This window comes from Chryseobacterium sp. c4a (assembly GCF_009900745.1).
GTDB lineage: Bacteria > Bacteroidota > Bacteroidia > Flavobacteriales > Weeksellaceae > Chryseobacterium.
On record NZ_WXVU01000001.1, the window covers coordinates 125796 to 140264 of the forward strand.

13 protein-coding genes are annotated in these 14469 nt (G+C 36.1%); 5 read left to right on the plus strand and 8 right to left on the minus strand.

The genetic code is table 11. From position 1 onward, the window contains the following. Position 1 precedes the first annotated feature (1 nt). The 3 genes from GTR01_RS00555 to ruvB all read right to left on the minus strand — a co-directional run bounded on the left by GTR01_RS00555 (position 2) and on the right by ruvB (position 2579). On the minus strand, positions 2-868 hold the full coding sequence (locus GTR01_RS00555; RefSeq protein ID WP_160135945.1) for an MBL fold metallo-hydrolase: 867 nt from the start codon (positions 866-868) through the stop codon (positions 2-4). 12 nt (positions 869-880) lie between these two features. Then, entirely contained in the window at positions 881-1492 is a 612-nt protein-coding gene (locus tag GTR01_RS00560; protein ID WP_160135946.1) for an FMN-binding negative transcriptional regulator, read from the minus strand. 64 nt (positions 1493-1556) lie between these two features. After that, complete coding sequence (gene ruvB / locus GTR01_RS00565) at positions 1557-2579, minus strand: Holliday junction branch migration DNA helicase RuvB (RefSeq protein WP_160135947.1); 1023 nt, start codon at positions 2577-2579, stop codon at positions 1557-1559. A 251-nt stretch (positions 2580-2830) separates the two neighbouring features. Between ruvB and hutI the strand changes: the two genes are divergently transcribed. The 5 genes from hutI (at position 2831) to GTR01_RS00590 (ending at position 9999) form a co-directional block, all read left to right on the plus strand. Beyond that, positions 2831-4057 (plus strand): imidazolonepropionase, encoded by a 1227-nt coding sequence (gene hutI, locus GTR01_RS00570; protein ID WP_160135948.1) that lies wholly within the window; start codon positions 2831-2833, stop codon positions 4055-4057. Between the two features lie 21 nt (positions 4058-4078). Continuing rightward, the gene (locus GTR01_RS00575) at positions 4079-5140 is read left to right on the plus strand and encodes a DUF695 domain-containing protein (RefSeq protein WP_160135949.1); all 1062 of its coding nucleotides are present in this window, start codon (positions 4079-4081) and stop codon (positions 5138-5140) included. 364 nt (positions 5141-5504) lie between these two features. Beyond that, entirely contained in the window at positions 5505-7520 is a 2016-nt protein-coding gene (locus GTR01_RS00580) for a BCCT family transporter (protein ID WP_160135950.1), read from the plus strand. 125 nt (positions 7521-7645) lie between these two features. Continuing rightward, positions 7646-8569: a formimidoylglutamase gene (hutG, locus tag GTR01_RS00585; RefSeq protein ID WP_160135951.1), complete on the plus strand. Its 924-nt coding sequence runs from the start codon at positions 7646-7648 to the stop codon at positions 8567-8569. 137 nt (positions 8570-8706) lie between these two features. After that, a complete protein-coding gene (locus GTR01_RS00590) occupies positions 8707-9999 on the plus strand; it encodes an aldehyde dehydrogenase family protein (protein WP_160135952.1) in 1293 nt (430 codons plus the stop codon). Positions 10000-10241: 242 nt separating this feature from the next. Here the strand turns inward: GTR01_RS00590 and pyk are convergent, their stop codons facing one another. From pyk to GTR01_RS00615, 5 genes are read right to left on the minus strand one after another with little or no spacing between them, the layout of a single operon-like run. Beyond that, complete coding sequence (pyk, locus tag GTR01_RS00595; protein ID WP_160135953.1) at positions 10242-11687, minus strand: pyruvate kinase; 1446 nt, start codon at positions 11685-11687, stop codon at positions 10242-10244. Continuing rightward, a complete protein-coding gene (locus GTR01_RS00600; RefSeq protein ID WP_160135954.1) occupies positions 11680-12153 on the minus strand; it encodes an IPExxxVDY family protein in 474 nt (157 codons plus the stop codon). The genes pyk and GTR01_RS00600 overlap by 8 nt, the downstream gene beginning before the upstream one ends. Then, positions 12131-12895: a ribonuclease III gene (gene rnc, locus GTR01_RS00605; protein ID WP_160135955.1), complete on the minus strand. Its 765-nt coding sequence runs from the start codon at positions 12893-12895 to the stop codon at positions 12131-12133. The genes GTR01_RS00600 and rnc overlap by 23 nt, the downstream gene beginning before the upstream one ends. Positions 12896-12904: 9 nt before the next feature. Then, complete coding sequence (gene fabF / locus GTR01_RS00610) at positions 12905-14149, minus strand: beta-ketoacyl-ACP synthase II (RefSeq protein WP_160135956.1); 1245 nt, start codon at positions 14147-14149, stop codon at positions 12905-12907. 34 nt (positions 14150-14183) lie between these two features. Continuing rightward, positions 14184-14423 carry an acyl carrier protein gene (locus GTR01_RS00615; protein WP_002976354.1) on the minus strand — a complete coding sequence of 80 codons (240 nt, stop codon included), beginning with the start codon at positions 14421-14423 and terminating at the stop codon, positions 14184-14186. Positions 14424-14469: the final 46 nt, after the last annotated feature.

Here is a 14469-nt window from a genome sequence, read left to right on the forward strand (position 1 = left end):
ATTAATATCCAAAAACATCATTAAAACTGAACGTCTCATCCAGTCTTACTCCTTTTTCAGTCATTTTAAGACTCGCTAATTCATTGTGAGCATCATGCTCAAAGAATAATAAATATTCATTATCTACACATTGTTTAAGGAATTTTCCTTTTTCTTCAAGTGTTAAAAGAGGTCTTGTATCATACCCCATTACATACACCTGATTAATGTGTCCGGCAGTAGGAATAAGATCCGCTGCAAAAACAACTGTTTTTTCCTGATATTGAATGACCGGCAGCATTTGCTTTTCTGTGTGTCCGTCTACGAAAATAACATCCATTTTCAGATCAGGAGCAAAACCATAATTTCCGGTAGTAGGAAGAGGCAAAAAGTTCAATTGTCCGCTTTCTTGTATAGGAATAATATTTTCTTTCAGAAAGCTTGCTTTTTCTCTTGCATTAGGCTCTGTTGCCCACTGCCAGTGGTTTTCATTAGTCCAGAAATGAGCATTTTTAAAAGCAGGTCTGTAACCCGTTTTGTCATCATTCCATTCTATGGCCCCCCCACAGTGGTCAAAATGAAGGTGAGTAAGGAATACATCAGTAATATCTTCCTTTACAAAACCATATTTTTTTAAATTTTTATCCAGAGTATCATCTCCCCAAAGAGAATAATGACCAAAGAATTTATCATCCTGCTTATTCCCCAGACCGCAGTCTACAAGAATTAGTTTTTTTCCATCTTCTATAAGTAGGGAACGGGTTCCCAATTCGATTAAGTTTTTTTCGTCTGCCGGGTTTGTTTTTTCCCACAGACTCTTTGGGACGACACCAAACATAGCACCGCCATCCAGTTTAAATTTTCCACATTGTATTGGATATAACTTCATATATATTTTGATTTATTTCTTTATTAATTTCATTTTCTCAGCAATTTTCTGAGCCTGAACATCTGATTGTTCAAGGTGGGAAATGATGTTGTTAAAATCATTTTCTTTCCTGTTCTGAGACAATTTCTGTTTGATGAAAATTTCCGTTGGAATAACCTTGATTCCAAATGCTCCTTTCATTTCCTTTTCCACAAACTCCTTTCCCATAGCTTTTACCATCATGGGGCACTGTTGAAACTGTTCATATTTTGAAGTTAACTTATCAAGGTGAACGTAAAGTTCATCTTGATTCATAAGTTCAACTTTTCCATAGATCTGTACCGCTTCATAGTTCCATGTGGAAACATTCACGTGGTCATACCAGCTGCTGGAAATATAAGTATGGGCACCTAAAAAGTCACACAATACTTCATCACCATTTTTTATGGTTTTTGCCTGTGGATGGGCTATGGAAATATGGGTTTCAATATAAGAATTTTCCGGATCACTTTCATTCAACATCATCATGGAATGGGTGGCACGAATCTTATCAACAGAAGAAATGAGTAATGCAAAGGAATTTTCTTTGATGATTTCTCTCATCACATCCATATCTTCACTTCTGTACAATTTAGGAACAAACATATATTAACACCTCTTTTTTTACCTTAAAACTGAAAAATTTGACTCAAAAACCTTGCGCCTTGCATTAAAAAAGCTCTCCCGGATTCTTTGGCCTTGAAATATTTAAATGCTGATAAGCTTTATCCGTAGCTTCTCTACCTCTTGGAGTTCTGATGATAAATCCTTCCTGAATCAGGAACGGTTCATACACTTCCTCTACAGTTTCTGGGTTTTCTCCAATAGAAGTTGCTAAAGCAGAAATTCCTACCGGTTTTCCCTTAAAGTTTTCAATCATGACACGCATGATCTTATTATCCATTTCATCCAATCCAAACTCGTCTACATTAAGAGAATCTAAAGCATATTTGGTAATCTTGATCTCAATTTCACCATTCCCTTTAATTTCAGCAAAATCACGTACTCTTCTCAGTAACGCGTTGGCAATCCTTGGTGTTCCACGGCTTCTTCTGGCAATTTCAATGGCTGCATCTTCATAAATAGCTACTCCTAAAACTCTCGCACTCCTCTGAATAATTGTTGATAAAAGCTCAATAGAGTAGTACTCCAATCTGCTTTGAATACCAAATCTTGCCAGCATGGGCTTGGTAAGCATTCCGCTTCTGGTAGTTGCTCCTACAAGAGTAAAAGGATTCAGCCCGATTTGTACACTTCTGGCATTAGGGCCTGTTTCCAACATGATATCGATCTTGTAATCCTCCATTGCAGAATACAGATATTCTTCCACAACCGGAGAAAGACGATGGATTTCATCAATGAAAAGAACATCATTTTCTTCCAGATTGGTAAGCAGACCTGCTAAACTTCCGGGTTTATCCAATACCGGCCCGGAGGTAATTTTACAGTTTACCCCAAGTTCATTGGCTATAATATTAGCTAGTGTTGTTTTTCCTAATCCTGGAGGGCCATGTAAAAGGACATGATCAAGTGCACCACCACGTCTTTTGGCAGCAGTCACAAAAACCTCAAGATTTTCCAGCGTTTTTCTTTGCCCTGCAAAATCTTTAAAGCTTTGGGGACGAATTTGTTCTTCCTGCATCAGCTCCTCTCGTGAGTAGTTTTCCTTATCTGGATGTAAAAAATCTGGCATTAATTCATTTCATTTACCTCAAAGATAGCAAATTTAGGCTAAGATTGAAATGAAGATTAAGAAAAGGTGAAATTGAGACTGAGATTGATATTATGGCTCAGGTTTACATTGGGAGGAAGAGCGAAATTGAGATATTTTAAGTATTTTTGAGAGGAAAATTAAAATTTGAATGATTTCATTTTGAACGCATCCTTTGTTGTATTGGAATTGCAGACAGAGATCATTCACTTTCTAACCTTTAACCTAAATAAATGAAATTAATAGGCCCATTTAAGCAGGTTGTGACACTTGCCAATCTTCCATTAAGAGGAAAACTTATAGATGAACAATTAGAAATTATTGTTGATGGAGGAATACTTGTTGAAAATAATACCATTCAGAGAATTGGTAATTTTGAAACGTTAAAAAACGAAAATCCAGCAATAGAAATAGAAACCATTCAAGGAGAACAAGTGGCTCTTCCAGCGTTTGTAGATTCACATACTCATATTTGCTTTGGTGGAAATCGTGCGAATGACTTTGCGATGCGTAATGCTGGAAAAACATATCTGGAAATCGCTGAAAGTGGTGGTGGAATCTGGAGCTCCGTACAACATACAAGAAATGCTTCAGAAGAAGAATTACTGAAAACATTACTGGAAAGAATCAAATTTCTTGTTGACCTTGGAATTACCACTATTGAAGTTAAAAGTGGTTATGGATTAGATGTGGAAAACGAGCTGAAAATGCTTCGAATCATCAAGAAAGCTCAGAAATCAACAAAGGCCACTTTAGTTCCTACTTGCCTTTCTGCTCATTTAAAACCAAGAGACTTTGAAGGCAGTAATCCCGAGTATCTGAACTATATCCTTACCGAAATTCTTCCAAAAGTAAAAGAAGAAGATTTAGCAAGGCGTGTAGATATCTTTATAGAGAAATCAGCCTTCCAACCTGAAGAAAGCAAAGAGTTTTTACTTAAAACTAAAGATTTAGGTTTTGAAATAACTGTTCACGCAGACCAATTTACACCAGGAAGTTCAAGAATTGCAGTAGAAGTTGGTGCTAAATCGGCAGACCATTTAGAAGCAACCATTGATGAAGATATAGACTTCCTTGCAAAATCTGATACCGTAGCAACAGCGCTGCCGGGAGCAAGTTTGGGACTGGGTGAAAAATTTACACCAGCAAGAAAATTATTAGATGCAGGAGCTATTGTAGCCATTGCAAGCGACTGGAATCCGGGATCTGCGCCTATGGGTAATTTAATTACTCAGGCTTCCATCTTAGCGACTTTCCAGAAGCTGACTACTGCTGAGGTATTAGCAGGAATGACTTATCGTGCTGCTTATGCTCTTAATCTTGAAGACAGAGGGCAGCTTGACCAAGGTAAAAAAGCAGATTTTGTAACTTTTAAGACCAATAATTTCCAGAATGTTCTTTATAATCAAGGAAGTTTACAAGCTGAACACGTTTATATTGACGGGGAAAAGGTTAATTAATATACTAAGAACCTAATTACAATGGATGAGAAGCTGGATTATAAAGGTTTTTGGAATTGGTTTCTAACAAAGGAAGAAAACTTTTATCAAATTGTGGCAATAGGAGATCAGGAAGCTATTGAAAAAGATTTTTTCGACAGTATCGCTCCAATGCTTAGCCAGATCAATGCAGGATATTATTTTCTGACAGGAATGTGTGATGATTCTACCGTAGAATTGGTTCTTACCGCAGACGGCGAAGTCAGGAATATTGTTTTTATTGAAGAACTTATTGCGGCCGCTCCTACATTAGACCATTGGAAATTTACGGCCTTAAAACCTGAAAAAAATATAGATAATGTAGGCGTTGAAATGGGAGATTATAGCTTTTCGAAAGATAATATTTTCTTCTATTCCAAAGAACAGGAAGAGTATCCTGACGAAATCGATCTTGTCTTCGTGTATGATGGCAATGCCGAAAATAAAGACGCTATTACAACAGGAGTCTGTATTTTTTTGGATAGCTTTTTAGGAGAATTGAACTTTGCTACACAAATTGATACCTTTATCGTGATAGGAAAGAACCAGGCTCAACAAGAACTTGTTCCTATTGAAAAACTGAAAGATTTCTTATTATGGAGGGAAACAGAATTTACGGAAAAATATAAAAGCGTAAAGAGAGAAGATGTGGAAGAAGAGTTTTCTATCCTCAGAGCGACCTTGGATAATGAAAGACCGCTTATTGCCTGTATGAATCTTCCCTTATTAAATTATGATGCAAAAGCTTCCTATCCATGGATTTCGGTGCTCAAATTTCATTATAATGGAGATGAAAATGACGGATTGCCGGAAAAAGAAGATTTTGAAAAATTAAGTGATATCGAAGATAAAGCTATTGAAGATCTAAAGGAGAAAGGATATCTGTACATAGGAAGAGAAAGTGCAGATAATATCAAAGAAAGTTATTTTGCCGGGAAGGACTTCAGACAGATTTCTAAAGTTTTTAAAACTATAAAAGATAACAATCCTGAATACAAAATCTCATTCAGAATCTTTAAAGATAAATATTGGCAGTATTTTAAATATTATAATAATGCTGTTTAACATACAAAAGTGGAAGAGTTTCTTTTCCACTTTTTTTGTGGATAATATCCATCTGCTTAGAAAGATTCATGGGAATTGATGGGTAATTAATCTTAAGTTTTAAACTATAATACACGTGGAAAAATGATCATAAGAATACCTGTTCTGAAATCATAAAGTCCTCTATATTTTTCATATTTTCTATAAGTTTTCTTATCTTGCGCCGCAATTAGCGTTGATTTTTAGATAAATAACGCATTTTTTCATAGTTCTTAAGTGCACCGGAGAACCCGGAAAACCTGGATATTTTCTTATTTCTCAGTACTTTTTTTACAGCTATATCCCGTACCAGGAAGACTTGTCAATACTATAAACGAAAATAAAAATGATGAATTTTCAAAATGTTAGATCTACTTTTAACAAAGGGGTCACTATTCCGAGTTTGATATTTATTATAGGTACCTGTTTTCTTTCAGCAGTTTATCCAAAACCTACTGAAAACATCCTGAATGAAATCAAACAATTTATATTTGTTAACCTAAATTGGGTGTATGTATGGTCTGTAACATTATTTGTTATTTTTCTTGTATACCTGCTTTTCAGTAAATATGCCAACATTAAACTGGGAGCCAACGACAGTAAGCCGGAATATTCCTTTTTCTCATGGATTTCCATGTTGTTTGCCGCAGGAATGGGAATCGGGCTGATTTACTTCAGTGTTGCAGAACCTATGCAGCATTACTCTTCAGAGGTTTTTGCAGATAATCATTATGTAAGCCGTGCTAAACAGGCGCAGCTGTACACTTTTTTCCATTGGGGAATTCACGCATGGGCAATTTATGGGGTAGTAGGACTTTCCTTATCTTATTTTGCTTACCGCTACAGGCTTCCATTATCTTTAAGAAGCTGCTTCTATCCTTTATTAAAAAATAAAATTAATGGAAAGTGGGGAAATGCCATTGATGTTTTTGCATTGTGCTGTACATTCTTCGGAATCACAACAACCTTAGGATTTGGAGTGGTACAGATCAGTTCCGGTTTAAATATTCTTCATATTACTCCTGAGAATAGTTTTACATATCAAATTATTATTGTGGTTACTCTTGTTACCCTTTCCGTTATATCAGCAATTTCCGGAGTAGGGAAGGGAGTGAAGATTCTAAGTAACATCAATGTAATCAGTGTTATCGGACTCTTACTTTTTGTATTAATATTGGGGCCTACAGTATATCTGATCGGAAGTTTTACGGACGGGCTGGGAAATTATATTAATAACTTTTTCAATCTTACTTTCAACACCCATGTCTATGAGAAAAATGCATTGCCATGGTTTTACGACTGGACAATTCTGTATTGGGCATGGTGGATCTCTTGGTCACCATATGTAGGACTGTTTATTGCAAGAATTTCAAAAGGGAGAACCATCAGAGAATTTATTCTAGCCGTTTTAATCCTTCCTACATTATTCAATTTTATCTGGATGTCTGTATTTGGAAATAGTGCTATTTGGTTTGATTTAAATGTTGCGAATGGACAATTAAGCCAGTTTGCTACAGATCCGGATGCCTTAATGTTCCGTTTTCTGGATTATCTGCCTTTATCTGAATTTACAGGATTCTTTGTTATTTTGATCATTTTAATCTTCTTTGTAACATCAGCAGATTCAGGAATATTTGTAATGAACAGTATTGCCACTAAAAATGCCAGCAAATCCCCCAAATGGCAAATTGTATTCTGGGGCGTTTTACTTGCCGTTCTTTCGCTTCTGTTACTGAATGTTGGTGGGCTGAAAGCACTTCAAAGTATGACCTTAATTACAGCATTGCCTTTTTCTATTGTGGTAATTTTATTTATAGTAAGCCTGATGAAAGGACTTACCATTGATCAGAAATATTACGACAGAAACTTTTCAGTATCTACAGTACCATGGTCTGGTGAATTCTGGAAAGAACGTTTAAAAAATATTGTTTCCTTTAAAGATAATGCTTCCGTAGACCGTTTTATTAAGGTGAAAGCTAAAGAAGCCTTTACAGACCTGCAGCAGGAATTTGCATCCAATGGAATTGAAGCCCAAATAAATCATCACGAAAATCCTGTCAGAATAGAAATAGAAATTCATCAGGGAGTGGTGAATAACTTTATTTATGGAATAGAAAATAAGGTAAAGACCGTTTCGGAATACATTATGAATGAAGAAAACCTTCCGGATCTGGATGATAATAAAACACACTATCCTAAATCTTATTTTGGAGATGGAAGAGAAGGATATGATGTACAGTATTTTACCAAAAATGAATTGATTTCCGATGTCCTGAAACACTACGAACGATTTTTAGAAATTATTTCAGAAGAACGAAATGAAATGTTTATCAGCAGCAATGCCAATCAGAATAAAGCCTAAAAAAGAAGTTATTTACCTTACAATGAATTCTTTGGATAATGTGCCAATGGAGTTTTTTTATCTAAACAATATTAATTAGCTTTACTGAATAGAATGATGTGACTAAAATTGAATTTTAAAGGATTATGTTTCAAAATATTTGGCAGGGTAGATTGGACGGGGAAGAGCTTCTTTTCCATAGGCTATTTCAGAGAGTAAAGGAAGAACAGAATTACGACAATATTTTAACAAATGAGTTCGTTTTGCATGGTTTTGCCGTGGATGAGGGAGTCAGGAGGAATAAAGGCCGTCAGGGTGCTAAAGATGCTCCCAACGTCATTAGGAAGAATATGTCTAATTTTCCGGTGATTCTTCCCAATTTCTCTATGCTGGACTTTGGAAATGTTACCTGTGAAGATGGTAATTTGGAAAATGCTCAGAATAATCTTGCCAAAAATGTTTCAAAAGTTCTTTTAAAAGGTGGAAAATCTCTTGTTTTAGGAGGCGGACATGAAGTAACCTATGCTCATTATCTAGGAATTAAAACAGCCTTTCCAGAGCAAAAAATTGGAATCATCAATATAGATGCCCATTTTGATAACAGACAACCCGAAAAAGGGGTAGGGCCAAGCTCAGGAACAGGATTCTGGCAAATTGCACAGGAAGCTCCTATCAATTCCCTCCACATCGGAATTCAGAGAAATTCTAATACCTTAAAACTATTTGATACTGCCCATCAATATGGAATGAAGTATATCCTTTCCGATGAATTATTCTTTGAAAACCTTCCCTCTATCTATCAACGTATTGATGATCTATTGGAGAATGTAGATTTTGCCTATCTCACTATTTGTATGGATGTTTTTAATGCATCTATCGCTCCGGGGGTTTCAGCTTCAGCATATAATGGTATCTTTGCAGATGCAACCTTTATGCATTTTTACAGGCATATCTTAAAAAACAAAAAACTGGTTGCACTGGATGTGGCAGAAGTCAATCCGTCTTTCGATATTCAGGATAGGACGGCAAGACTTGCAGCTTGTCTGGTGAATGAATGGCTAATGATTTAAGATAAAGCTATATTCTTCCGATAGAGAAAATCATTCTTTTATTGACCCTTAAGGAATAGAATTTGCTGACTTTATCGTGCTTTTAAAATAAAAGCGCTCATAAATTCATTAGCTGAATTTAAAACAGAAATTATATTATGGAACAATTAATTGAAAACAAGCTTATTAAAGCAGATGACGTGTTTTCAGTGTGGCGAAAAGTGCCGTTTGAAGAAAAGCAGAAGTTAATCGCAAAAGCCGCAGAAATATTAAAAAATAATTCAGAGAAATTTGGAAGGATCATTACTACTGAAATGAATAAGCCTATTTCGGAATCCATTGCTGAGGTGGAGAAGTGTGCTTTGATGATGAATTATTATGCCGAGGCTGAAAATATTTTAAAACCCGAAAAAATAGCATCTGAATTTGCTTACTCTGAAGTTCATTATGCTCCTAAAGGCGTTATTTTGGGAGTTATGCCTTGGAATTTCCCTTTCTGGCAAGTGTTGAGGTTTGCTGTTCCTGCAATATTGGCAGGTAATACAGTGGTTTTAAAACATGCTTCAATTTGTTTCGGAAGCGGAAATGCCATTGAAGAAGTTCTTTTGGAAGCAGGTTTTCCGGAAGGAGTGTTCCAGAATCTTGAAGTAGGGCACAAAGCGGTAAAAGAAATCCTTGAACACGATGCTGTAAAAGGTGTAAGTCTTACAGGAAGTGGAAAAGCAGGTGGAGAAGTAGCTTCTATCGCAGGTTTAAATATCAAAAAATCTTTACTTGAATTAGGAGGAAGTGATGCATTTATCATTTTTGAAGATGGAGATTTGGAAGCAGCAGCAAAAGCAGGAGCAAAATCAAGACTTCAGAATTGTGGACAAACCTGTACAGCAGCCAAAAGATTCATCCTTGATGAAAAGATCGAAGACCAATTTTTACCCATCTTCATTGAAGAATATAAAAAATATGAAATCGGAGATCCTTTCAATAAAGAAACGAAATTAGCTGGAATGGCAAGACCAGATCTTGCTGATGAGCTGGAAGCACAATTCAATAGAGCGTTGGAAAATGGAGCCGAAATCATTCTTCCACTGGAAAGAATTTCAGAGAATGAATTTAAACCAGGTTTAATCAGGGTTAAGGAAGGAAATCCAATCTTGAAAGAAGAACTTTTTGGCCCTCTTGGAATGGTGATGATTGCAAAAAATGCTGAAGAAGCATTACAGATTGCTAATGATATTCCTTTTGGACTTTCAAACTCAGTTTGGACTCAAAATAAAGATCGTCAGTTATACTTTATTGAGAACCTTGAGTCAGGAACCGTTAATATCAACAGAATGACCAGTTCTGACCCACGTTTCCCATTTGGTGGATCCAAGGCTTCAGGATATGGAACAGAGCTTTCTTTACATGCTTTAAAAGAGTTTGTAACGGCAAAAACTATTGTAGGTAACTAACCTTGTATAATGTCATTCCGAGGAACCGAGGAATCTCTGAGATTCTTCACTCCACTACGTTACGTTCAGAATGACAAGTTATCCTTATTTAATACAACAAATAAAAACTCCCGGAAATTAGATTTCCGGGAGTTTTTTATATGCTTTGACAAAAAGTAATTTTGCTTATTGCTTATTGCTTATTGCTTATTGCTTATTGCTTATTGCTTATTGCTTATTGCTTATTGCTTATTGCTTATTGCTTATACTGTGGTTAATCTCAATGTATTTGTCTTACCACCTTCGTATGATGGAGTCGCATTGATGTTGATTACAAAGTCACCTGTTTCGATATAACCATAATTATGCGTTAACATATTTACCTGGATAATGGTTTCGTCAGTAGACTTCTTCATATCATAATAGTAAGCGTGAACACCCCAAAGAAGGTTCAGCATCGTGATTACTCTTCTGTTACCACTATAAACGATGATGTGAGAATTTGGTCTGTGCGCTGCAAGCTGGAAAGCTGTATAACCAGAATGCGTTAATGTAACGATAGCAGAAACATTGGTTGTTTTTGCAATTCTTACCGCTGCAAGACATACTCTGTTTGTGATGAATCTCTCATCGATGCAGTTGTAATCCTTTTCAATAGGCTCATTCTTATGTTGGTAGAAATGAGTGGTTTCAATGTTTTTAACAATTTTAGCCATGTTTTCTACTACTTGTACAGGATATCTACCTACAGAAGTCTCTCCTGAAAGCATTACCGCATCAGCACCGTCCAATACAGAGTTGGCAACGTCATTTACTTCCGCTCTTGTTGGCGTTAAGCTGTTGATCATTGTTTCCATCATCTGAGTAGCAATGATTACAGGCTTAGAGTAGAATCTTGCTTTTTCTACCAGGTTTTTCTGGATAGCAGGAACTTCTTCCATTGGAACTTCTACACCAAGGTCACCACGAGCAACCATTAGTCCGTCACATTCCAATAAGATTTCTTCAATATTTTTAACCCCTTCAGGTTTTTCAATCTTCGCGATAATCGGAGTCTTGAATTTACCATTTGGATGTTTTGCAATTAATTCTTTTAAATCAATGATATCCTGAGCATGACGTACGAAAGAAAGAGCAATCCAGTCTACTTCCATGTCAAGCATAAAATTAGCATCCTGAATATCCTTTTCTGTCAATGCAGGAAGAGATACAACCGTATTAGGAAGATTAACTCCTTTCTTAGAGCTTAGTGGTCCCCCTTGAATTGTTTTAGCCTTTACAGTATCGATTTCGTTGGTTTCAATAACCTCCAATACCAGCTTACCGTCATCGATAAGGATTCTTTCCCCTGCTTTTACATCTTGCGGGAATTGTTGGTAAGTCATGTATACCTTCGTGGAATCTCCCTCCATCTTTTCATTAGTAAAGGTAAGGATATCCCCCGGATTCAGGTAAGATCCCTCTTTTACAACACCTACTCTCAGCTTAGGGCCCTGAAGGTCACCTAAGATACCCACTGAATAACCGTACTCGCTGTTTAGTTCTCTAATTATTTCAATATTTTTTCGAACTAAGTCGTAATCTGCATGGGAAAAATTTATTCTGAAAATATCAACACCCGCCTTCATTAAATCTAACATTACCTCCTTCGATGATGAAGCAGGCCCTAGTGTTGCGATAATTTTTGTCTTCTTTAAATACTTATTCATAATACTGGATAATTTGATAAAGTTCCTCTTCAGAACTCAGTGTATAATCTTGAATTGGAAACACAAGATTTTCAGGGAGCAAAATTACGGAAAAATCAGGAAACTGTTCCGAACTATGCAGAATATATTCTACATCTACCTGATTATTTAATAAAAATTTAATGTTTTCTTCTTCTGTAAAGAGCTCGGTTTGAACTTTTTTTTGTTTACTTTCAGAAGATTTATTTGAAATAAAGGTGAAACAGGTCTTAGAAAACTTGTGATAGGCTTCAAATCTTGGAAAAAAATAATCATAATAATCCCCATGGAAGACCATGTCTTTTTTTCTTGAAAAGCTGAGATTGTTAAGTCGATTTATTTTATAGAAAAACTCATGAGCGGGTATATCTTTTGCTAATCTTACCAATCCTATGGCAATATCTTCAAATTCTATATCATCCAGATCATAAAGTTTTTGAATTTCCAAGTATATTTTCTTTTTTATTTAAAATATAAAAAGCCCTCTGTGCTGCCTTTTCTTCAGCCTTTTTCTTGGAGGTTTCTGTGGCATTGGCAATTTTTTCATCTCCAAACCATACATGGCAACGGAACATGACTGCTTTATTGGCCTGTATTTCCTCGCAGGTTTCGTACTTTATATTTACCTTCTTCTTCTGACTCCATTCAAGCAGGAGCCCTTTGTAGCTGACAATTTTGTTCTCAAGCTTGTTAATTTCGGAAGGCGTGAGAAGTTTTTCCAGAATGATTTTTTTACAAGCATCATAATGGAAATCCAGATAAATAGCACCGATTAAAGCCTCAAATAAATTGCCGGAGATATTCTCCCCTAAAGCTGAAGAGTTATTCTGCTTTTGCAGAAGATCTATAAGCTTGAGGTCTTCGCCTAATTTATTAAGATTTTTCCTATTAACAATCTTAGATTTCATTTGTGTCAGATATCCTTCATTAGCCTGAGGATAGGTCTGGAACAAATGACAAGAAATAATTGTACCCAAAACAGAATCTCCCAAAAATTCAAGTCTTTCGTAGTTGCTGTCTTGATTTTTAGAAGAATTTTTCAAAGAAAAAGCTTCGCGGTAAAGAGCAATATTTTGTACCTCCGTACCCAAAACTTTTCCAAGTTCGGTACTGAGAAAATAATCTCTTTCCGTTAATTGTCTTTTTCTTTTTTTGAGAAGGAATTTAGAAAAGTATTTCTGTAACTCCATTCATTGAATTTAGATTTTCTTAAATAGAACGCAAGCGTTATGCCCGCCAAATCCAAAAGTATTGCTCATGGCTACTTTTACATCTTTCTTCACGGCAGTATTAAACGTAAAGTTTAGTCTGCTGTCGATCTTTTCATCATCAGTAAAATGGTTAATGGTAGGAGGAACAACACCATGAATAATAGTTCCTAACGCAGCGATAGCTTCAATAACTCCGGCAGCACCTAAAAGGTGACCTGTCATTGATTTTGTAGAATTGATCTGAATATCATAAGCGTGCTCGCCTAATAATTTCGAAATTGCATTGGATTCTGCGATGTCTCCTAATGGAGTAGAAGTACCATGCATGTTGATATGATCTACTTCATCAGCAGTTAAACCTGCATCGTCCAAACAGTTTTTCATTACCAGATAAGCACCAAGACCTTCAGGATGTGGAGCCGTCATGTGATATGCATCTGCACTCATACCGCCTCCTAATAATTCTGCATAAATTGTTGCACCACGTTTTACCGCGTGCTCATATTCTTCAAGAACAATACATCCTGCACCTTCTCCTAGTACAAATCCATCTCTGTCTTTGTCAAAAGGTCTTGAAGCTGTTGTAGGATCATCATTTCTTGTAGAAAGTGCCATCATTGCATTAAATCCACCGACACCACTTGCTGTAACGGCTGCTTCAGAGCCTCCGCACACAATCACGTCTGCTTTTCCTAGTTGGATAAGCATCTTGGAATCAATTATAGCATTAGCTGAAGATGCACATGCAGATACTGTAGTATAATTAGGCCCATGGAAACCATATTCAATTGAGATCTGACCTGGGGTCATATCTGCAATCATTTTAGGAATGAAGAACGGATTAAATCTTGGGATTTCCGTATTAGCCCATCCTAAAACTTCTGTTTCAAATGTTTCCAGCCCTCCGATTCCGGAGCCCCAAATTACACCAACTCTGTTTTTATCTACATTATCTTCAATAATACCAGAATGTTCTACTGCTTCTCTAGCAGCAACAAGTCCCAGTTGAGTATTTCTATCCATCTTTTTAGACTCTTTCTTATCGAAATGCTGCAATGGATCGAAGTTTTTTACCTCACAAGCGAACTTGGTTTTAAAGTTTGTGGCATCAAAAAGAGTAATCGGAGCGGCTCCGCTCTCACCTTTCACAAGATTTTCCCAGTATTCTTTTGCATTATTTCCGATTGGTGTTATTGCTCCAAAACCTGTTACAACTACTCTTTTTAATTCCATAAACTTTTAAAATTTTCTTTTTTGTTGAAGAATATTATTTATTTACTACTTCTTCGATGTAAGCGATAGCGTGCCCTACAGTAGTAATTTTTTCAGCTTGATCATCAGGGATTTGAATGTTGAATTCTTTTTCAAATTCCATGATTAATTCAACTGTATCTAGTGAATCTGCTCCTAAATCGTTAGTGAAGCTAGCTTCAGGAGTTACTTCTGTTTCTTCAACGTCAAGCTTATCAGCGATGATAGCTTTTACTCTTGATGCAATGTCTGACATAGTAAATTATTTTTTTAATTGTTAGATGGTGCAAATATATAAAATT

Coding starts and splice junctions, on each gene's coding strand:
- GTR01_RS00555 (WP_160135945.1), bottom strand. CDS start 868: ATGAAGTTATATCCAATACAATGTGGAAAATTTAAACTGGATGGCGGT.
- GTR01_RS00560 (WP_160135946.1), bottom strand. CDS start 1,492: ATGTTTGTTCCTAAATTGTACAGAAGTGAAGATATGGATGTGATGAGA.
- ruvB (WP_160135947.1), bottom strand. CDS start 2,579: ATGCCAGATTTTTTACATCCAGATAAGGAAAACTACTCACGAGAGGAG.
- hutI (WP_160135948.1), top strand. CDS start 2,831: ATGAAATTAATAGGCCCATTTAAGCAGGTTGTGACACTTGCCAATCTT.
- GTR01_RS00575 (WP_160135949.1), top strand. CDS start 4,079: ATGGATGAGAAGCTGGATTATAAAGGTTTTTGGAATTGGTTTCTAACA.
- GTR01_RS00580 (WP_160135950.1), top strand. CDS start 5,505: ATGATGAATTTTCAAAATGTTAGATCTACTTTTAACAAAGGGGTCACT.
- hutG (WP_160135951.1), top strand. CDS start 7,646: ATGTTTCAAAATATTTGGCAGGGTAGATTGGACGGGGAAGAGCTTCTT.
- GTR01_RS00590 (WP_160135952.1), top strand. CDS start 8,707: ATGGAACAATTAATTGAAAACAAGCTTATTAAAGCAGATGACGTGTTT.
- pyk (WP_160135953.1), bottom strand. CDS start 11,687: ATGAATAAGTATTTAAAGAAGACAAAAATTATCGCAACACTAGGGCCT.
- rnc (WP_160135955.1), bottom strand. CDS start 12,895: ATGGAGTTACAGAAATACTTTTCTAAATTCCTTCTCAAAAAAAGAAAA.
- fabF (WP_160135956.1), bottom strand. CDS start 14,149: ATGGAATTAAAAAGAGTAGTTGTAACAGGTTTTGGAGCAATAACACCA.
- GTR01_RS00615 (WP_002976354.1), bottom strand. CDS start 14,423: ATGTCAGACATTGCATCAAGAGTAAAAGCTATCATCGCTGATAAGCTT.